18 protein-coding genes and 3 pseudogenes are annotated in these 18,328 nt (G+C 72.0%); 9 read left to right on the forward strand and 12 right to left on the reverse strand.

Features of this window, described 5'->3' with window-relative positions; translation table 11 throughout:
* From ABEA42_RS00005 to ABEA42_RS00030, 6 genes and pseudogenes are all read right to left on the reverse strand, one after another.
* Positions 1-268 (reverse strand): annotated as a pseudogene (locus ABEA42_RS00005) (hypothetical protein); the annotation flags it as partial.
* 133 nt (positions 269-401) lie between these two features.
* Positions 402-848, reverse strand: a complete 447-nt coding sequence (locus ABEA42_RS00010; protein ID WP_345500295.1) for a hypothetical protein — start codon at positions 846-848, stop codon at positions 402-404.
* Complete coding sequence (locus tag ABEA42_RS00015; protein ID WP_345500296.1) at positions 845-1,273, reverse strand: cupredoxin domain-containing protein; 429 nt, start codon at positions 1,271-1,273, stop codon at positions 845-847. The genes ABEA42_RS00010 and ABEA42_RS00015 overlap by 4 nt, the downstream gene beginning before the upstream one ends.
* 113 nt (positions 1,274-1,386) lie before the next feature.
* Positions 1,387-2,472 (reverse strand): redox-regulated ATPase YchF, encoded by a 1,086-nt coding sequence (gene ychF, locus ABEA42_RS00020; RefSeq protein ID WP_345500297.1) that lies wholly within the window; start codon positions 2,470-2,472, stop codon positions 1,387-1,389.
* A gap of 12 nt (positions 2,473-2,484) precedes the next feature.
* Positions 2,485-3,336 (reverse strand): thioesterase family protein, encoded by an 852-nt coding sequence (locus ABEA42_RS00025; RefSeq protein WP_345500298.1) that lies wholly within the window; start codon positions 3,334-3,336, stop codon positions 2,485-2,487.
* Positions 3,337-3,393: 57 nt separating this feature from the next.
* A complete protein-coding gene (locus ABEA42_RS00030) occupies positions 3,394-4,302 on the reverse strand; it encodes an NUDIX hydrolase (RefSeq protein ID WP_345500300.1) in 909 nt (302 codons plus the stop codon).
* 65 nt (positions 4,303-4,367) lie between these two features.
* On the opposite strand from ABEA42_RS00030, the gene ABEA42_RS00035 reads away from it, so the two are divergent.
* The gene (locus ABEA42_RS00035) at positions 4,368-5,561 is read left to right on the forward strand and encodes a DNA recombination protein RmuC (protein WP_345500302.1); all 1,194 of its coding nucleotides are present in this window, start codon (positions 4,368-4,370) and stop codon (positions 5,559-5,561) included.
* Here the strand turns inward: ABEA42_RS00035 and ABEA42_RS00040 are convergent.
* Together ABEA42_RS00040 and ABEA42_RS00045 are read right to left on the reverse strand one after the other, a co-directional pair.
* Positions 5,501-6,778: a cytochrome P450 gene (locus ABEA42_RS00040; RefSeq protein WP_345500303.1), complete on the reverse strand. Its 1,278-nt coding sequence runs from the start codon at positions 6,776-6,778 to the stop codon at positions 5,501-5,503. The two genes, ABEA42_RS00035 and ABEA42_RS00040, sit on opposite strands and share 61 nt — an antisense overlap.
* 117 nt (positions 6,779-6,895) lie before the next feature.
* Positions 6,896-7,921 carry a 4-hydroxy-3-methylbut-2-enyl diphosphate reductase gene (locus ABEA42_RS00045; RefSeq protein WP_345500304.1) on the reverse strand — a complete coding sequence of 342 codons (1,026 nt, stop codon included), beginning with the start codon at positions 7,919-7,921 and terminating at the stop codon, positions 6,896-6,898.
* An 83-nt stretch (positions 7,922-8,004) separates the two neighbouring features.
* Between ABEA42_RS00045 and xseA the strand changes: the two genes are divergently transcribed.
* Both xseA and ABEA42_RS00055 read left to right on the forward strand, forming a co-directional pair.
* On the forward strand, positions 8,005-9,267 hold the full coding sequence (gene xseA, locus ABEA42_RS00050) for an exodeoxyribonuclease VII large subunit (RefSeq protein WP_345500306.1): 1,263 nt from the start codon (positions 8,005-8,007) through the stop codon (positions 9,265-9,267).
* An 11-nt stretch (positions 9,268-9,278) separates the two neighbouring features.
* Positions 9,279-9,527 (forward strand): exodeoxyribonuclease VII small subunit, encoded by a 249-nt coding sequence (locus ABEA42_RS00055; RefSeq protein ID WP_345500308.1) that lies wholly within the window; start codon positions 9,279-9,281, stop codon positions 9,525-9,527.
* A 30-nt stretch (positions 9,528-9,557) separates the two neighbouring features.
* Here the strand turns inward: ABEA42_RS00055 and ABEA42_RS00060 are convergent, their stop codons facing one another.
* The gene (locus ABEA42_RS00060) at positions 9,558-10,112 is read right to left on the reverse strand and encodes a DUF4245 domain-containing protein (RefSeq protein ID WP_345500310.1); all 555 of its coding nucleotides are present in this window, start codon (positions 10,110-10,112) and stop codon (positions 9,558-9,560) included.
* 97 nt (positions 10,113-10,209) lie between these two features.
* On the opposite strand from ABEA42_RS00060, the gene glpX reads away from it, so the two are divergent.
* The 4 genes from glpX to ABEA42_RS00080 are packed head-to-tail and all read left to right on the forward strand — an operon-like array spanning position 10,210 to position 14,420.
* Positions 10,210-11,259 (forward strand): class II fructose-bisphosphatase, encoded by a 1,050-nt coding sequence (glpX, locus tag ABEA42_RS00065; RefSeq protein WP_345500312.1) that lies wholly within the window; start codon positions 10,210-10,212, stop codon positions 11,257-11,259.
* Positions 11,259-12,176 (forward strand): carbohydrate kinase family protein, encoded by a 918-nt coding sequence (locus ABEA42_RS00070; protein WP_345500314.1) that lies wholly within the window; start codon positions 11,259-11,261, stop codon positions 12,174-12,176. The genes glpX and ABEA42_RS00070 overlap by 1 nt, the downstream gene beginning before the upstream one ends.
* A 34-nt stretch (positions 12,177-12,210) precedes the next feature.
* Positions 12,211-13,905, forward strand: coding sequence for a fumarate hydratase (locus ABEA42_RS00075; RefSeq protein ID WP_345500316.1), 1,695 nt, complete (start codon positions 12,211-12,213; stop codon positions 13,903-13,905).
* The gene (locus tag ABEA42_RS00080) at positions 13,902-14,420 is read left to right on the forward strand and encodes a beta-class carbonic anhydrase (protein ID WP_345500318.1); all 519 of its coding nucleotides are present in this window, start codon (positions 13,902-13,904) and stop codon (positions 14,418-14,420) included. The genes ABEA42_RS00075 and ABEA42_RS00080 overlap by 4 nt, the downstream gene beginning before the upstream one ends.
* An 85-nt stretch (positions 14,421-14,505) precedes the next feature.
* On the opposite strand, the gene ABEA42_RS00085 is transcribed toward ABEA42_RS00080, so the two are convergent.
* Entirely contained in the window at positions 14,506-14,934 is a 429-nt protein-coding gene (locus ABEA42_RS00085; protein WP_345500319.1) for an organic hydroperoxide resistance protein, read from the reverse strand.
* Positions 14,935-15,041: 107 nt separating this feature from the next.
* Between ABEA42_RS00085 and ABEA42_RS00090 the strand changes: the two are divergent.
* Together ABEA42_RS00090 and lhgO are read left to right on the forward strand one after the other, a co-directional pair.
* Positions 15,042-15,110, forward strand: a pseudogene (locus tag ABEA42_RS00090) (hypothetical protein); the annotation flags it as partial.
* 106 nt (positions 15,111-15,216) lie between these two features.
* A pseudogene (lhgO, locus tag ABEA42_RS00095) lies at positions 15,217-16,227 on the forward strand (L-2-hydroxyglutarate oxidase); the annotation flags it as partial.
* Positions 16,228-16,239: 12 nt separating this feature from the next.
* Here lhgO and glmM read toward each other — a convergent pair.
* Both glmM and rpsI read right to left on the reverse strand, forming a co-directional pair.
* Complete coding sequence (gene glmM, locus ABEA42_RS00100) at positions 16,240-17,586, reverse strand: phosphoglucosamine mutase (RefSeq protein WP_345500320.1); 1,347 nt, start codon at positions 17,584-17,586, stop codon at positions 16,240-16,242.
* Between the two features lie 217 nt (positions 17,587-17,803).
* Complete coding sequence (gene rpsI / locus ABEA42_RS00105) at positions 17,804-18,304, reverse strand: 30S ribosomal protein S9 (RefSeq protein WP_056883327.1); 501 nt, start codon at positions 18,302-18,304, stop codon at positions 17,804-17,806.
* Positions 18,305-18,328 lie beyond the last annotated feature (24 nt).

The following is an 18,328-nucleotide window of genomic DNA, read 5'->3' on the forward strand; positions in this document are numbered from 1 at the left end:
GGCACTCGTGACGGGCGTCGGCGCCGAAGTGGATGTGCGCTGCGTGGGGGTTGTCGGGCAGCAGCCCGTTGGCGGCCATGGTCACGTTGATCCGGTTGCCCGTGACCGTCACCATCGCGGTACCGCTCCCCTTGACGCCGTTGAGCGCGACCGGCCGCAGGGTGGCCATCGTGCTGCCGTCCGCGGCCTGCGCGATGCCGGCCCCCAGGAACGGGAGCAGGGCGGCAGAGCCGAGGGCGACGGAGGCGATCTTGGTGGTAGTACGCATTCGGTATCTCCTTGATTCGCGACCACTTCGGGTCGCACTGGGAACCACGCTTGTGCCGGTACTTCGTCACCTGGAGCGAACCGGATGGGTCTGTGTCCGGACTTTCTGCGCCGAGGGCCCACATCGGCGCCGGTCAGCGCCGGTGGAGGCGGTTTCCACCGACGAGCAGCCCCAGGCCGGCAGCCGCGGCCGCCACGCCCTCTGCGACCGCGCTCACGACCTTCTCGGCGAACCAGACGGGCTCGTACATCGCCGGCAGGGGCCCGAACGCAGGAATGTCGACGTAGCGGTAGAGGACGACCGCAGCCACTGCGCTCAGACCCACCACGAGGGCCGCGAGGTTCGCCGACCGGCTCCCTCGAGACAGCACCCACACGGTAGCGACCAGAGCGGCGACCGCCTCGACCCGAAAGAGGGTGCCCGCCCCGACTCCCCCGGGGGCCGACGCCTGGTAGCCCGTCGCGAGACGGAGGTGGACCACGGCGTCCACGAGCAGCGCCACCGCGACGAGGGCGCGGAGGGCGAGCGCTGCTCTAGAGCGCCCTGCGGCCCCGGACGAGTTGCGCCGGTCGGCGCTCACTTCACCACGAGCGTGCCGGTCATGTTCGCGTGGAACGAGCAGACGAACTTGTAGCTGCCCGGCTTGGTGGGAGCCTTCATGGTCGCCGTCCCCTGCGGGTCGACCTTGACGTCGAAGCCGCCCTCCTTGGACGTGACGGTGTGGGCCTGCGAGTCAGAGTTCTTGATGGTGATCGTGGCTCCGGGCGCCACCGACGCCGGCACCGTGTACGCGAAGTCCGCGATCGATATGACGGCTTCGGCACTGTCCGACGACGAGGAGGAGGGCGCGGTCGAGCTGCTGGAGCCCGAGGACGAGGGCATGTCCATCGACGACATCGAGCTGGAGGTCGATGACGACCCCGCATCGGGGGTCGACGAGCCACAGGCTGCGAGGCCCAGTGCCAGAGCAGGGATGATGCCGAGAAGAGCGATTCTGCGGGTCATGGGATGCCTCCGGGTCAGGCGGCCGACGAGACGACCACGACCAGGAGTTCGGCGCCACGGCCCCAGCGGGTTGGTGTCGTCGGCCCTTCGCTGACCTGCGGCGACGGCAGGGTCTAGACGTTGAAGCGGAACTCCACCACGTCGCCGTCGGCCATGACGTAGTCCTTGCCCTCGATGCGGACCTTGCCGGCAGCCTTGGCGGCGACCATCGACCCGGCCTCGACGAGGTCGTCGAACGAGACGATCTCGGCCTTGATGAAGCCCCGCTGGAAGTCGGTGTGGATGACACCGGCGGCCTGCGGGGCCGTCCAGCCCCGGCCGATCGTCCAGGCGCGAGACTCCTTGGGCCCGGCGGTGAGGTAGGTCTGCAGGCCGAGGGTGTGGAACCCCGTCCGCGCGAGCTGGTCGAGGCCGGACTCGGTGGCGCCGAAGGACTCCAGCAGCTCCATGGCCTCGTCGGGCTCCATCTCCATGAGGTCCATCTCCAGCTTCGCGTTGAGGAACACCGCGTCGGCGGGCTCCACCAGCGCGCGCAGCGACGCGTGCAGGTCCGCGTCCCCGAGCTGGTCCTCGTCGAGGTTGAACACGTAGATGAACGGCTTCGTGGTGAGCAGCCCCAGCTGCTTCGCCTCGGCGAGGTCGACACCAGCAGCCGCGCCGGCGGCATACAGGGTCCTGCCCTCCTCGAGGACCTTCTGGGCCGCCACGGCGTTGTCGTAGGAGGCCTTCTTGTCCTTCTGGATCCGCGACTCCTTCTCGAGGCGCGGCACGGCCTTCTCGAGGGTCTGCAGGTCGGCGAGGATCAGCTCGGTGTGGATCGTCTCGATGTCGGACGCGGGCGAGACCTTGCCGTCCACGTGCACGACGTCGCCGTCCTCGAACGCCCGGACGACCTGGCAGATCGCGTCGGCCTCGCGGATGTTGGCGAGGAACTTGTTGCCCAGGCCCTCACCCTCGGAGGCGCCGCGGACGATGCCGGCGATGTCGACGAAGGACACGGTCGCAGGGAGGATCTTCTCGGACGAGAAGATCTCGGCGAGCTTGCCCAGCCGTGCGTCCGGAAGGGGCACGACCCCGACGTTCGGCTCGATCGTCGCGAACGGGTAGTTCGCCGCGAGCACGTTGTTCTTGGTCAGGGCGTTGAACATCGTGGACTTGCCCACGTTGGGCAGGCCGACGATTCCGATAGTGAGAGCCACAAGGCCGAGAGTCTACCGTCGCGGTGTCGCGGCCCTGGCCAGCTGGCGGGAGAGGGCGACCAGCCTGCCCTCGCTGTCCCACACCTCCGCGTCCTCCTCCAGGTAGCCGCCCGACATGGTGCGGCTCGTGAGCACGACGCGCAGCCAGCCGGGCGCGGGGCGGGCTCGCACGTGGGCCGTCAGCTCCAGCGTGGGGGCCCAGCCCGGGAGGCCGAGCTCGAAGGCGACCGGGGGCAGCGCGTCGACGGCGAGCAGGAGCAGCAGGGGGTCGGGTTCGCGCCCGTCCGCCATGCGCAGCCACCCGCGGATGACACCGTTGCCCGACGGCTTTCCCACCGCCCAGCCGGTGGTGGCGGGGTCCAGCCTCAGGTCGAGGCGCTCGAGCAGCGACGCGTGCTTGAGGAACTGCGGGGGCGCCTGCTCGGCCGAGACGCAGCGGTCCGGGGGCGGCAGCTCCGGCGGCACCGCGGTGGTGGTCGCGTCCTGGTCCATGGTGGCGAGGTCGCCGTACGTCGCAAGGACCCGGAGGCGTTCGACCTCGCCACCCGCCCCGTCCTCCTGCACGAGGGAGGCCTGACCGTTGGAGACGGCCCGGCCGTGGCGCAGGACCGAGGTGCGCACCGTCGCCGGGCCGGGAACGCCGGGGGTCAGGTAGTAGGCGCTGATGGCCAGCGGGTGCGGGTGCCCGGGCCGTTCGCCGTCCTCGCGACCCAGCTCCTCCGAGAGCGCCCGACCCACGACCGACAGCAGCAGGCCGCCGTTGACCCCTCCCCCGATGCGCCACCCCTCGCCGAGCCCGGCGTCGTAGACCCCAACCTCACCCGCGCGTGCCGATACCGCCGAACCGTCGTCGAACTCGCTCACCGGCACAGTCTGGCGCACCCGCACGGCGGCCACGCGCGATACGTGTGCGGGCTCACCTCACAGGGCCGGGAGGCCGTCCTCGAGGTAGGCGGTGGGTCCCTGGTGCCCGAGGAGGAAGGCGAGCAGCCGCTGGTTGTACGGCGCGACGCGCGCCTCCAGCTCCTCCTCACCGACCCAGTGCACAGCGCGAATCTCCCTGGGCTGCAACGTGGTCCGCGCAACCAGGTCCTCGTCGGCGACGCCGAGGTCGAAGACGAACACCGTGGCGTCGGACCAGCCACGCCACGGCGGCAGCCAGTTGACGGCGAGCAGCGAGCGCACCTCGACGTCGACGCCCAGCTCCTCGCGGACCTCGCGGACCACGCACTGCGCCGGCGACTCGAACGGGTCGACGACCCCGCCGGGCAGGTCCCATTCCTGCTTGTAGACGAGCTCGCACAGCAGCACGCGGCCCTCGGCGTCCCGGATGACCCCCTGGGCGATGGCCCGCTTGGTGGGCAGCGCAGCGTTGAGCTGGGCGATGAAGCCCTCACGCGTGTGCGGCGGGGCGTCGTCGTCGAGCGCGCTGAGCACCATGACGTCCCCACGACCACCCGGGACCGCGACGGCGCGGCTCACCCCCTCCTTGCGCAGGCCGGCGCGCATGGCAGCCCGCACCCCGTCACGGTCGTCGTCCTCGACGCGGGCCTCGACGCGCCGCAGCCCGAGCTCGTCGAAGGCCCAGCGGACGACCAGGCGCAGGGCGCGCTCGACCACCCCGACGGCGCGGTACTGCGGCACGAACAGCCAGATGAGCTCGGCATCGCCGACGTCACCGCGCAGCAGCTCCACCCGTCCCACCCGCTCGTGCTGCCAGATGGCCTCGAAGGCCATGACCCCGTCGTCGACCGCGGCGTCGTGGAGCCCGTGCAGGACGAGGTCGTCGTCGACGAGGAGGGGCTCCGGCGCGGCAGGCTGGTCGGGCATGTCCGGCACGCTACCTCCGAGGCGCCTTCGCCATCCTGTCGGTGGGTGGTGGCAGGGTCCGCACCATGGAACTCGTCCTCGCCCTCCTCGCCGGGCTCGCCCTGGGCGCCGCCGTGGCCGCCGCCGTCACGCAGCAGCTGGGTACGGCGCGCGCTGCCGGGGTGCGCGCCGAGCGCGACCTGCTGCGCGAGCGGGTCGTCGACCTCGAGGCGGCCCTCTCCGACGACGCCCAGACCGCAGCCGCGTTGGCACCGCTGCGTGACGCCCTCGGCCGGGTCGAGCAGCAGGTGGGCACGCTGGAACGCGACCGCACCCACCAGTTCGCGGCCCTCGAGCAGACCATCGCCCAGGTGCAGGCCTCGACCACCGCCCTGGGCCGCCAGACCCAGAGCCTCGCAGGATCGCTCAACGCCTCGACCGTGCGCGGCGCCTGGGGCGAGGTGCAGCTGCGCCGGGTCCTCGAGCACGCCGGCCTGCTCGCGCGGTGCGACTTCGACGAGCAGGTGACCCGGGTGAGCCGCCACGACCGCCAGGTGCGTCCCGACGTCGTGGTGCGCCTCCCCGGCGACAAGTACCTCGTGGTCGACTCGAAGGCACCGATGGTCGCCTTCCTGCGCGCCCAGGCCGACGACCTGCCGGCGTCGGAGCGCACCGGCCTGCTGCGCGAGCACGCCACGACCTTGCAGGGACACGTGCGCTCGCTCGCGGCCAAGGACTACTGGTCGGCGTTCGACAGCTCGCCGGAGATGGTGGTGTGCTTCGTCCCGAGCGAGGCCATGCTCTCCGCGGCCCTGGCTGCGGACCCCGCGCTCCACGAGGACGCCATGGCGCGCCGGGTCGTGCTCGTCGGCCCGGGCGCCCTCATGGCCCTCTTGCGCACGGTGGCGTTCACCTGGCAGCAGGACGCCCTGACCGCCGGCGCCCGCGAGCTCATGGCCGTCGGGCGGGAGCTCTACGACCGCCTCGGCACCCTCGGCGGGCACGCCGCGCGGATGGGCAGTGCCCTGCAGCGGTCGGTCGAGACCTACAACCAGCTGGTCGGCGCGCTGGAGTCACGCGTCCTCGTCACGGCCCGCAAGATGCACGACCTCGAGATCGTCGAGGACCGGCTGGCCGTCCCGCGGCCGGTCGAGGCGGGGCCCCGGGTCCTCACCGCGGTGGAGCTGCTCGAGGCAGCCACCGCGCAGGACGCGAGGCCTCAGCTCGACCTCGACGCGGAGTCGGGGCCGAGGTGGACCGGCAGGGAGTCCACCGCGTAGACGATCGACTGGTCGCGGAAGCGCAGTGCAGAGGGGTCGACGGCGAGCCGCATCTCGGGGAAGCGCCGCACCAGCCGGGGGAAGGCCGTACGCAGCTCCAGCCGGGCCAGCTCGGCCCCCACGCAGCGGTGGAACCCGTAGCCGAAGGCCAGGTGCGGCGACGGCGGCCGGGTGGGGTCGAAGCGGTCGAGGTCGGGGCCGATGCGCCCGTCGCGGTCTGCCCGGCTGAGGGCCACCACGACGACGTCACCCTTGCGGACCTTCCTGCCGAACAGGTCGAGGTCCTCCAGGGCGAAGCGCGGGAAGGCGATCTGCACCACGGACAGGTAGCGCAGCATCTCCTCGACGACGGGGTCGACCGAGGCGTCGTCGTCACGGACGAGGTCGAAGTGGCGCCGGTCCCGCAGGAGCACCAGCGACCCCAGCGCGAGCATGCTGGCCGTGGTCTCGTAGCCACCGGTGAACACGCCGTCGGCCAGCCCCGCGATCTCGTCGTCGCCCACCTCGTCACCGACGGCGGTGATGATGCGCCCGAGCAGGCCGTCACCCGGGGCCTCGCGCTGCCGCCGCGTCGCCTCGAGCAGGAAGCTCCGCGAGGAGGAGATCGCGCCGAAGGCGCCCGTCCCCCCGGCCGAGACGTCGAACCGGGCGTGGCTGAGCGCCCGGAACCGCTCCCGGTCCTCGGGGGGCAGGCCCAGCAGCTCGCAGATCACCAGGAAGGGGATGGGGAAGGCGAAGTCACCGACCAGGTCGACGTTCGGGCCCTTCGCCGCGAACTCGTCGAGCTGGGCGTCGACGATCTGCTCGATGCGGGGCGCGAGCCGGTTGATCCGGCGCATCGTGAACTCGGGGGTGAGGAGCGAACGCAGCCGCGTGTGCTCCGGCGGATCGGTGAACCCCAGCCCGCCCACGCTGCCGCTGCTGCTGCCGACGTAGGGGCGCAGGTCGTTGCTGAAGCGACCCTGCTCGGCGAGGACGGCCCGACCCTCCTCGTGGCCGGAGACGAGCCAGATGTTCATGCCGAACATGTGGGCGAGGCGGTGCACCGGGTCCGGGACCGTCGCCCCGAGGCGCGCCACGGGGTCGAGGCCGTCGCGGCGCAGCGGGCGCAGGAGTCGGCGGGGCACCGAGTCGAGCATCGACAGGTCGACGACGGCAGGGCTGCGGGCCACCAGGCGCTTCAACACGCGCCTGCGCGTCGACGCCAGGGTGTTCATGGCCCAGACGCTACCTGCGAGGTGCCCCGGATCGACAAGACGCGCCGAACCCCGCGGGGTGGCCGTCGCACTGCCCGGGCGCCCGGTCGACGCGGTGCGCCCCCGACGCCGCCGGCGTCAGTGCAGGGAGCCGGCCTCCTCGAAGCTGGCGTCGTGGCGCATCTTGTCGCTGAGCCCCCGCGCCTTGAGGTCACGGCGGATCTCGTTGGGCAGGGAGAACAGCAGGCTCTCCTCGGCTGCCACGACCGGGGTGACGTCGCCGTACCCGCGCTCGGCGAGGTAGGTGAGCACGTCGCGGACGAGGACCTCGGGCACCGAGGCACCGGACGTGACGCCGACCGTGGTGACCCCGTCCAGCCAGGCCTCGTCGATCTCGTCGGCGTAGTCCACGAGGTGCCCGGCCCGGGAGCCGTGCTCGAGCGCGACCTCGACCAGGCGCACCGAGTTGGAGGAGTTGCGCGACCCCACGACGACCATGAGGTCGCACTCGGGGGCCATCTGCTTCACGGCCAGCTGGCGGTTCTGCGTGGCGTAGCAGATGTCGTCGCTCGGCGGGTCCTGCAGGGAGGGGAAGCGCTCACGCAGTCGCCGCACCGTCTCCATGGTCTCGTCGACCGACAGCGTGGTCTGGGAGAGCCACACGACCTTGTCGGGGTCGCGGACCGTGATGTTCGGGACGTCGTCCGGGCCGTCGACCAGGGTGATGTGCTCGGGCGCCTCACCGGCGGTGCCGACCACCTCCTCGTGGCCCTCGTGGCCGATGAGCAGGATGTCGTAGTCGTCGCTGGCGAACCGGACCGCCTCGCGGTGGACCTTGGTGACCAGCGGGCACGTCGCGTCGATCGTCTTGAGGCTCAGCGCCTTGGCCTCCTCGTGGACGACCGGTGCCACGCCGTGGGCGCTGAAGATGACGGTGGCGCCCTCGGGCACGTCGTCGGTCTCCTCGACGAAGATGGCGCCGCGCTTCTCCAGCGTGGTCACGACGTGCTTGTTGTGCACGATCTCCTTGCGCACGTAGACCGGGGCGCCGTAGAGCTCGAGCGCCTTCTCGACGGTGACCACCGCGCGGTCGACGCCCGCGCAGTACCCGCGGGGCGCGGCCAGCAGGACGCGCTTGGTGGGTCGTTCGGCGGTCTCAGTCATGTCCCCATGGTAGGTCGCGCCCTCGGGGCGCCCCAATCCGCGTCGCGCCGCCGGACCGGGGCGGCACCTCCTAGAGTGGCCCCGTGACCGGCCCCGAGCAGCGCCCGACCCTGCCCGAGCGGGCCGGCGACACGACCGCCGAGTCGCCTTGGCCGGTCCGGTTGCTCAGCATGAAGATCGCCGAGTACGTCGAGAAGATGTCGGTGCTGTGGGTCGAGGGCCAGGTCGTCCAGCTCACCCGCCGCCCCGGCTCCCGCACGGCCTACCTCACGCTGCGCGACCCCGATGTCGACATGTCGCTGTCGGTCGCGATCTCGACCAACGCCCTCGACGCCATGCCCGTGCCGGTCGCCCAGGGCGCGCGCGTGGTCCTGCAGGCCAAGCCGGTGTTCTGGACCCAGCGCGGCTCGCTCATGCTCGACGCGCGCCAGATCCGGCCGGTGGGCGTCGGCGAGCTGCTGGCCCGCGTGGAGCACCTCAAGCGCACGCTGGCGTCCGAAGGGCTGTTCGACCACGACCGCAAGAAGGCGCTGCCGTTCCTCCCCCGGACCGTCGGGCTCGTCTGCGGCCGCGCCAGTGCCGCCGAGAAGGACGTCGTCGAGAACGCCCGCCGCCGCTGGCCCACCGTGCGCTTCGAGATCCGGGAGGTCGCGGTCCAGGGCCCCTCGGCGGTCCAGGAGGTGATGGCCGCCCTGCAGGAGCTCGACGGGCTCGACGGGGTCGACGTCATCGTCATCGCCCGCGGTGGCGGCTCGGTCGAGGACCTTCTCCCCTTCAGCAACGAGGCCCTCCTGCGGGCCGTCGCGGCAGCCCGGACCCCGGTGGTGTCGGCGATCGGGCACGACGTCGACACCCCGCTGCTCGACCACGTCGCCGACTGGCGCGCTTCCACACCCACCGACGCGGGCAAGCGGGTCGTGCCCGACGCCCAGGCCGAGCGCGCCGGCACCAGGGCGGCTCGCGACCGGGCACGCCGGGCCCTGGCTGCCCGCGTGTCCAGCGAGCGCCGCCACCTGGTCGCCCTGCGCTCCCGGCCCGTGATGGCCAACCCCGCGGCGATGATCGACGCCAGGCGCGCCGAGCTGGACGCCCTGACCGACCGGGCCACCCGACGGGTGCTCGGGTCGGTGCACCGGGCGGCCGACCAGGTCGGCCACCTGCGGGCGCAGGTCCGCACGCTGTCCCCCCTGTCCACCCTGGAGCGCGGGTACGCCGTGGTGCAGCACCGCGACGGCCGCGTGGTCATGGACCAGGACGAGGTCGTGCCCGACGAGCTGCTGCGCGTGCGCGTGGCCCGCGGCGACTTCGCGACCCGGGTCGTGGGAAGCACCCCCGACGCCGGTTAGGCTCCTTCCCCATGGCCAAGGGAGCACAGCAGGACCCGTCCGCCGCACCCGGGACGGCCGAGGAGTTCGCGGACGTCGCCGAGCTGACCTACGAGCAGGCCCGCGACGAGCTCATCGACATCGTCGCGCAGCTCGAGGGCGGCCAGGTCGGCCTCGAGGAGAGCATGCGGCTGTGGCGGCGCGGCGAGGCCCTCGCCTCCCACTGCAGCACCTGGCTCGACGGCGCGGAGGCCGCGCTCACCCAGGACGACCCCCGGTAGGGAGGTCGCCGCACGTCGGACCCGCGGCGGTCAGCCCTTGGGGACCGGGCGCAGGCTGTCGGCGAACGCCGTGAGCTCGGGGAAGGTGCCCGTACCGGTCACGATGGTGGTGAGCTGTCCCACCGCGCCCTTGTTGACGAGGCTGTTCTGCACCTTGCCGTTGCGCACGTAGGTGTCCCACGTCCGCCCACCGGCCTCGGTGGTCCCCGTCTTCGCCGCCCGGTTGGTCTGCGCCTCGACCCAGCCGGAGGTGGCGTCCTTGGTCTGCTCGATCGCCACGTAGTTGCCGGTCGGCGACTGGTAGCCGGCGTGCCAGGTCATCAGGCCGTCGGTCGAGCGCACGTAGCGGACGCTCGTGGCCTTCCACCCGTCGGGCAGGCCCTCGGGCCGCTCGATGGCCCAGCCGCTGTCGCGGGCGACCTCCGCGGACGCGCCGGAGACGTCGACGGGCGGCTGGCTGACGTTGTTGACGCGCGGGACCACGGCCACCAGGACGGCGACCAGCGCCCCGATCACCAGGAGCGACCGGACCATGTTGGCGACGGAGCCGTTGGCGTAGGAACTGCGGGGTGCCGGGGTGCTCACGGACCCATCGTCCCTGACGCGGACCGGTCGGCGCCAACTGCCCCCGCCACCGATAGTCTCGGGGCACTCACCCGCCGCCGCGTGAAGGAACTGACGCATGTCCGAGCAGCACCTCCCCTCGTCCCTTCGCGTGGGTGTCGAGGCTCCTGACCGCAACCTCGCGCTCGAGCTCGTCCGCGTCACCGAGGCTGCTGCCATGGCCGGCGGCCGGTGGGTCGGGCGGGGCGACAAGAACGGCGCCGACGGGGCCGCGGTCGAGGCGATGCGGACCCTCATCTCCACGGTCTCCATGAAGGGCGTCGTGGTCATCGGCGAGGGCGAGAAGGACGACGCCCCGATGCTCTACAACGGCGAGGAGGTCGGCGACGGCAACGGGCCCGAGTGCGACGTGGCCGTCGACCCGATCGACGGGACGACGCTCACCGCCAAGGGGCAGTCCAACGCCGTCGCGGTGCTGGCGGTGGCCGACCGGGGCAGCATGTACGACCCGTCCGCCGTCTTCTACATGGACAAGCTCGTCACGGGCCCCGAGGCCGCCGACTCGGTGGACATCCGCCTGCCGGTGGCCGAGAACATCCGCCGCGTCGCCAAGGCCAAGCACCAGACCGTCGAGGACGTCACCGTCGTCATGCTCGACCGTCCCCGCCACGAGCAGCTGGCGGCCGAGGTCCGTGGCGCGGGCGCCCGGCTGCGGTTCATCTCCGACGGCGACGTGGCCGGCGCGATCATGGCGGCCCGCGACGACACGGGCATCGACCTGCTGCTGGGGATCGGGGGCACACCCGAGGGCATCATCGCGGCCTGTGCCATCAAGTGCCTCGGCGGCGTCATCCAGGGCCGGCTGGCCCCCCGCGACGACGAGGAGCGGCAGAAGGCCATCGACGCCGGGCACGACCTCGACCGGGTCCTGTCGACCGACGACCTCGTCCGCGGCGAGAACTGCTTCTTCGTCGCCACCGGGATCACCGACGGCGAGCTGCTGCGCGGCGTCCGCTACCGGGCGGGCGGGGTGACGACCCACTCGCTGGTCATGCGCTCCAAGTCGGGGACGATCCGCCACATCGAGAGCCACCACCAGCTGGCGAAGCTGCGCGCCTACAGCTCCATCGACTTCGACCACGCCACCTCCTCGAACCAGGACGCCTGATGACCGCCCGGCTGCTGGTGGTCGGCGAGGCCCTCGTCGACGTCGTCACCGACGCCAACGGCGAGTCGGCCGAGCACGTGGGCGGCAGCCCGGCCAACGTCGCCGTCGGGCTCGCCCGGCTCGACCACCCGGTCGACTTCGCCACGTGGCTGGGCCACGACGACCGCGGCGAGCGCATCGCCGCCCACCTGCGCCGCCACGGCGTCAACCTGCTCGAGGAGAGCTTCGGGCCGTCGCCCACGTCGGTCGCCGTGGCGACGCTCGACCAGCAGGGCGCCGCGACCTACGACTTCGACCTGCACTGGGACCTGCCGGAGGTGACGCTCCCCGAGGGCACCGGCCACGTGCACACGGGCTCCATCGCGACCGTGCTCCAGCCCGGCGCGCAGAGCGTCACCTCGGTGCTGCGCGCGGTCCGCGAGCAGGGCACGGTCTCCTACGACCCCAACATCCGGCCGAGCATCATGGGCGACCTCGACGCGGTACGGCGCCGCGTCGAGGAGCTCGTCGCCCTCTCGGACGTGGTCAAGGCCAGCGAGGACGACCTCGCCCTGCTGTACCCCGACGAGTCACCCGAGCAGGTCATGGGCCGGTGGGTCCGGCTCGGGGCGGGTCTGGTCGTGATCACCCTCGGCGCCGAGGGCGTGGCCTACCGCGTCGCCTCGGACGAGCGCAGCGAGCGGGCCCCGGCGCGCGTCAAGGGGGTCGTCGACACCGTCGGTGCCGGTGACTCGTTCATGGCCGGGCTGGTGTCCGGACTCGTCGTCGCAGGGCTGCTGGGCGACCCGGGTGCACGGCAGCGGCTGCACGACGCGACACTGGAGGAGGTGGGGCACGCCATCGAGCGCGGCCTCGCCACGAGTGGAGTCACCGTCGGCAGGGCCGGGGCCTACGCCCCCAGCCTCGACGAGCTGTAGTCGCCGCAGCGGCGACCCGAGGAACAGGAGCACCATGCCGGAGTTCGACCCGGAACCCGAGGTCCCCTACGAGGACCTGCTGCCCATCGGCCCCGACCGGACCGAGTACCGCCTGCTTACCTCCGAGGGCGTGAGCACCGTCGAGGGCCCGGGGGGCCGCACCTTCCTGCAGGTGGAGCCGGAGGCGCTGCGGCTGCTCACCGAAACCGCCATGCACGACATCGCGCACTACCTGCGCCCTGCACACCTCGCGCAGCTGCGCCGGATCATCGACGACCCCGAGGCGAGCAACAACGACAAGTTCGTCGCCCTCGACCTGCTCAAGAACGCCAACATCGCCGCCGGCGGCGTCCTTCCCATGTGCCAGGACACCGGCACCGCCATCGTCATGGGCAAGCGCGGCCAGCACGTCCTCACCGAGGGCACCGACGAGCGCGCGATCGCGCGCGGCGTGAGCGACGCGTACACCCGGCTCAACCTGCGCTACTCCCAGATGGCGCCCCTCACGACGTGGGAGGAGAAGAACACCGGGTCCAACCTGCCCGCGCAGATCGAGCTCTACGCCGACACCGCCGAGGGCCACGAGACCTCCTACAAGTTCCTCTTCATGGCCAAGGGCGGCGGCAGCGCCAACAAGTCGTTCCTCTACCAGGAGACCAAGGCGATCCTGAACCCCGAGCGGATGCTCGCGTTCCTCGACGAGAAGCTGCGCTCCCTCGGCACGGCGGCCTGCCCGCCCTACCACCTGGCCATCGTCATCGGCGGCACGAGCGCCGAGTTCGCCCTGAAGACGGCGAAGTACGCCAGCGCCAAGTACCTCGACGACCTCCCTCGCGAGGGCTCCATGAGCGCCCACGGGTTCCGCGACACCGAGCTCGAGGAGCAGGTGCTCGAGCTCACCCGCAACTTCGGCATCGGCGCGCAGTTCGGTGGCAAGTACTTCTGCCACGACGTCCGCGTCGTCCGCCTCCCCCGCCACGGCGCGTCGCTGCCGGTGGCCATCGCCGTCTCCTGCTCCGCCGACCGCCAGGCCCTGGGCAAGATCACCCCCGAGGGCGTCTTCATCGAGGTCCTCGAGAAGGACCCGGCGCGCTTCCTCCCCGAGACGACCCACGAGCACCTCGAGGGCGAGGACGACGTCGTCCGCATCGACCTCAACCGCCCGATGGACGAGATCCGCGCCGAGCTGTCCGGGTACCCCGTGAAGACCCGGCTCTCGCTCAGCGGGCCGCTCGTCGTCGCGCGCGACATCGCGCACGCCAAGATCAAGGAGCGCCTCGACGCGGGCGACGGCATGCCGCAGTACCTCAAGGACCACGCGGTCTACTACGCCGGGCCGGCCAAGACGCCCGAGGGCTACGCCAGCGGCTCGTTCGGGCCCACGACGGCCGGGCGCATGGACTCCTACGTCGACCAGTTCCAGGCCGCCGGCGGCTCGATGGTCATGCTGGCCAAGGGCAACCGCTCCAAGCAGGTCACCGATGCGTGCCACAGCCACGGCGGCTTCTACCTCGGCTCGATCGGTGGCCCCGCGGCGCGCCTCGCCCAGGACTGCATCAAGAGCGTCGAGGTCCTGGAGTACCCCGAGCTGGGCATGGAGGCGGTCTGGAAGATCGAGGTCGAGGACTTCCCCGCCTTCATCGTCGTCGACGACAAGGGCAACGACTTCTTCGCGTCCACCACCAAGCCGATGGCCATGTCCATCTTCAAGAGAGCAGGCCTGCTGTGAGCGAGTCATCCACCACCGCAACGGGTTTCGACGATCTGATCGCTGCCAACCAACGTTATGCCGAGACGGAGTTCACCACCGGCGGGTTCGACGGCATCGCCCACGCGGGCGTCGCCATCGTCACCTGCATGGACTCCCGCATCGACCCGCTGAGGCTCGTCGGGCTCAAGCCCGGCGACGCCAAGATCTTCCGCAACCCCGGGGGACGGGTCACCCTCAACGCTCTCGAGGCGCTGGTCCTCGGAGTGCACCTGCTCGGGGTCAAGCGCATCCTCGTCGTCCCCCACACCCGGTGCGCCATGGCCAGCAACACCGAGCAGGAGCTGCGCGAACGCGTGGGCCAGTCCGCCGGGCAGGATGCCTCGTGGCAGGGCTTCCACGTCGTCGGCGACCAGCGGGCAGCCCTGGCCGCCGACGTGGCCGCCGTCCGCAGCCACCCCCTCATCCCCGACTCGGTGGCCGTGGGTGGGTTCATGTACGACGTCGACTCCGGCCTGCTCGAGCAGCTCGTCTAGTCCGCCCCCGGACAGCACGAGGGCGGGGTACGGCGCGTGGTGACCACGCGCCGTACCCCGCCTTTGTGCGTGGCGGACGCTCGGGTCAGGCGCCCTTGCCGGTGATGGTGACGTCGATGTTGCCGCGGGTGGCCTTGGAGTAGGGGCACACCTCGTGGGCGGCGTCGGCGAGCTTCTGCGCGGTCGCGTCGTCGACGCCGGGGACCTCGGCGGTCAGCGCGACAGCGAGGCCGAAACCGGTGTCCGTGGAGCCGAACTCGACGTTCGCCGTGACGGTGGAGGTGCTGACGTCCAGCCCCTCCTTCTGGGCGACGGCAGCCAGGGCACCACTGAAGCAGGCGGCGTAGCCGGACGCGAACAGCGTCTCCGGGTTGGCCTTAGGGTTGCTCGTGCTGCCGGGCTTGCCGAGCGGCAGGTCCACGACCCCGTCCTCGCTCCGGACCCGTCCCTGGCGTCCACCCTGGGCGGAGGCGGCGGTGGTGTAGAGCGTCTCGTTCACTGCTTCGAAGGGCATGGTCGTCCTGTCTGTCGGTGGTCGGTTACCTCTGGGGCAACCGGGCGGGAACGGTGACCATTCCCCTGGTCCGCGTGCCATCCATCACGTGGACCTAGGTTGGGACCATGCCCACCAGCACCCGCGTCGTCGTGGTCGGTGGCGGCATCCTGGGCCTGGCCGTCGCCGAGCGCCTGTGCCGCACCCGGCCGGGCACCGCGGTGACCGTGGTGGAGAAGGAGGTCGCCTGGGCGCGCCACCAGACGGGGCGCAACAGCGGGGTCATCCACTCCGGCCTCTACTACCCCCCCCGGCTCGGCCAAGGCGCGGCTGTGTCGAGCCGGAGCGGGCTCGATGGTCGCGTTCGCCCGCGCCGAGGGCATCCCCCACGCGGTGTGCGGCAAGCTCGTGGTGGCGACCAGGGCGGACGAGCTCCCGCGTCTGCGGCAGCTCGCCACGCGCGGCCGCGCCAACGGGCTGACGGTCACCGAGCTCGACGCCGCGGGCGCGCGCGAGCACGAGCCGCACGTCGGGGCGCTGGCTGCCCTGCACGTCGCCGAGACCGGCGTGGTCGACTACGCGGCGGTGTGCGCGGCGCTGGTGCGCCGGCTCGAGGAGCACGAGGCCACCCTGCTGCTGGGCACGGAGGTGCTCGGCGCCCGTGCCGGGGCCGTGCTCACCTCCCGGGGCGATCTCGCTGCCGACCTGGTGGTGGCGTGCGCCGGGCTGCAGGCCGACGTCGTGGCTCGGAGGCTCGGGCACGACCCGACCGCCCGGATCGTGCCCTTCCGCGGCGAGTATCGCGTGCTGGCGCCCGACGCCGCCCACCTGGTACGCGGCCTCGTCTACCCCGTCCCCGACCCGGAGCTGCCGTTCCTCGGCGTCCACCTGACGCGGGGCGTCGACGGCTCGGTGCACGCGGGCCCCAACGCCGTGCTGGCGCTGGCCCGTGAGGGCTACACCTGGGGCACCGTGTCGTGGCCCGACCTGCGCGACACCCTCACGTTCCCCGGCTTCTGGCGGCTGGCGCGACGCCACCGCCGGACGGGAGCGCAGGAGGTGGCACGCTCGGTGTCGCCCCACCGGTTCGCCGACAGCTTGCGCCGCCTCGTGCCGGACCTGCGCGACGAGGACCTGCTGCCGTCACCGGCCGGGGTGCGTGCCCAGGCCGTGCGACCGGACGGCAGCCTGGTCGACGACTTCCTGGTGGAGCGCTCAGGCTCGGTCGTGCACGTCCTCAACGCGCCGTCGCCCGCTGCGACGAGTGCGTTCGAGATCGCACGCCACATCGTCGACGACCTGCTCGGCGCGTGACGAGCTGCTCGGCTACAGGCTCAGGCGGGCCTTGACGACGTCGACCAGTCGCCCGGCCACGGCATGGGCCTCGTCCTCGTCGCCCGCCTCGACCATGACGCGTACGACGGGCTCGGTGCCGGACTTGCGCAGCAGAACCCGTCCCGAACCGGCGAGGGCCGCTTCCTCCTTGGCCACGGCCTCCTGCAGCTCCGCATCGCTCTCGACCCGGGTCTTGTCGACGCCCTTGACGTTGACGAGCACCTGCGGGAGGCGACGCATGACCGACGCGAGGTCGGCGAGGGAACGCCCCGTCGACGCCATACGCGCAGCGAGCATGAGGCCGGTGAGGACGCCGTCGCCGGTGGTGCCGTGGTCGAGGAAGATGACGTGCCCGCTCTGCTCGCCGCCGAGGGACAGCTCGTGGGCGCGCATCTCCTCCAGCACGTAGCGGTCGCCGACACCCGTCTGGCGCACGGTGACGCCTTCGCGCTCCATGGCCTGGATGAGCCCCAGGTTGCTCATGACCGTGGCGACGAGGGTGTCCTGCGCCAGCACGCCGCGCTCCTTCATGTCGACCGCGAGGATCGCCATGATCTGGTCGCCGTCGACCTCGGTCCCGGACGCGTCGACGGCAAGACAGCGGTCTGCGTCTCCGTCGTGCGCGATGCCGAGGTCGGCACCCTTGGCCACGACAGCGGCCTTGAGGTGGTCGAGGTGGGTGGACCCGTACCCGTCGTTGATGTTGAGGCCGTCGGGCTCCGTACCGATCTCGTGGACCGTCGCCCCCGCGAGCCGGAACACCTCGGGCGAGACCGAGCTCGCGGCGCCGTGGGCGCCGTCGATGACCACCGTGATGCCGTCGAGCCGGTGCGGGAGCACCGCCAGCAGGTGGGAGATGTACCGCGTGTGCCCGTCCGGCATCGTCACCACGCGGCCCACGTCGGCCCCGGTCGGTCGCTCCCACTCGCGGTCGAGCAGGGCTGCGATCTCGTCCTCGACCGCGTCGTCGAGCTTGTGCCCACCCGTGGCGAAGAACTTGATGCCGTTGTCCGGCATGGCGTTGTGCGACGCCGAGAGCATGACCCCGAAGTCGGCGTGCGTGTCGGCCGTGAGGAAGGCGATGGCCGGCGTCGGCAGGACGTTGGCGTGGTAGACGTCCACCCCGGCGGAGGCGAGCCCGGCGATGACCGCGGCGGAGAGGAACTCCCCTGACGCCCGGGGGTCGCGCCCGACGACCGCCTTGGGACGGCGACCGTGCTTGCGCGCCTCGTCACCGAGGACGTGGGCCGCGGCGACGCTCAGCCGCAGGGCGAGCTCGGCGGTGATGTCGACGTTCGCGAGCCCGCGGACTCCGTCGGTACCGAACAGTCGTGCCATGGAGGGGAAGCCTTTCGACGAGCGGGGGTGCACACGGCGTACCCGAAGGGCATCGGCGCGCGGCAGGAAGCGTCTGGGCGAACCTACTCCCCCAGACGCCGAAGGCGGCACCCGAGTTGTCGGGTGCCGCCTTCGGTGCTGGCCAGCAGGCGCCGGAGCGGCGCCAGCCGGGATCAGCGCGTTGGAGCCAAGCGTGTGAGCCCGGCGCCAGCCGGGATCAGCGCTTCGAGTACTGAGGCGCCTTGCGGGCCTTCTTGAGACCAGCCTTCTTGCGCTCCGGGACGCGGGCGTCGCGGGTGAGGAAGCCGGCCTTCTTGAGCGCCGGACGGTTCAGCTCCTCGTCGACCCCGTTGAGGGAGCGGGCCACGCCGAGGCGCACCGCGCCGGCCTGGCCGGAGGGGCCACCACCGTGGACGCGCACGAGCACGTCGTAGGCGCCGTCGAGCTCGAGCAGCGTGAGCGGCTCGTTGACGATCTGCTGGTGGACCTTGTTCGGGAAGTACTGCTCGAGCGTGCGCCCGTTGATCTTCCACTCGCCGGTGCCGGGGACGATGCGCACGCGGGCGATGGCCTGCTTGCGACGACCGGTCGCGGCGCCGGGAGCCGACGCGCTGGGGCGCCGGACGGCCTCGCCGGAGACGGGGCCCTCGGACTCGGAGGTGTACTCGGTGAGCTCGACCTCGTCGGTCGAGTCGATGTTCTCGGTGGTGTCAGCCACGTGATGTCCTCAATTCGCTTTCTT

Source organism: Pedococcus ginsenosidimutans, assembly GCF_039544395.1.
Lineage (GTDB): Bacteria > Actinomycetota > Actinomycetes > Actinomycetales > Dermatophilaceae > Pedococcus > Pedococcus ginsenosidimutans.

Excerpts from the sequence above, each read along its gene's own strand:
- ABEA42_RS00015 (WP_345500296.1), bottom strand. The coding sequence starts at position 1,273 with ATGACCCGCAGAATCGCTCTTCTCGGCATCATCCCTGCTCTGGCACTG.
- ABEA42_RS00030 (WP_345500300.1), bottom strand. The coding sequence starts at position 4,302 with ATGCCCGACCAGCCTGCCGCGCCGGAGCCCCTCCTCGTCGACGACGAC.
- ABEA42_RS00035 (WP_345500302.1), top strand. The coding sequence starts at position 4,368 with ATGGAACTCGTCCTCGCCCTCCTCGCCGGGCTCGCCCTGGGCGCCGCC.
- ABEA42_RS00040 (WP_345500303.1), bottom strand. The coding sequence starts at position 6,778 with ATGAACACCCTGGCGTCGACGCGCAGGCGCGTGTTGAAGCGCCTGGTG.
- ABEA42_RS00045 (WP_345500304.1), bottom strand. The coding sequence starts at position 7,921 with ATGACTGAGACCGCCGAACGACCCACCAAGCGCGTCCTGCTGGCCGCG.
- ABEA42_RS00055 (WP_345500308.1), top strand. The coding sequence starts at position 9,279 with ATGGCCAAGGGAGCACAGCAGGACCCGTCCGCCGCACCCGGGACGGCC.
- glpX (WP_345500312.1), top strand. The coding sequence starts at position 10,210 with ATGTCCGAGCAGCACCTCCCCTCGTCCCTTCGCGTGGGTGTCGAGGCT.
- ABEA42_RS00070 (WP_345500314.1), top strand. The coding sequence starts at position 11,259 with ATGACCGCCCGGCTGCTGGTGGTCGGCGAGGCCCTCGTCGACGTCGTC.
- ABEA42_RS00075 (WP_345500316.1), top strand. The coding sequence starts at position 12,211 with ATGCCGGAGTTCGACCCGGAACCCGAGGTCCCCTACGAGGACCTGCTG.
- ABEA42_RS00085 (WP_345500319.1), bottom strand. The coding sequence starts at position 14,934 with ATGCCCTTCGAAGCAGTGAACGAGACGCTCTACACCACCGCCGCCTCC.
- glmM (WP_345500320.1), bottom strand. The coding sequence starts at position 17,586 with ATGGCACGACTGTTCGGTACCGACGGAGTCCGCGGGCTCGCGAACGTC.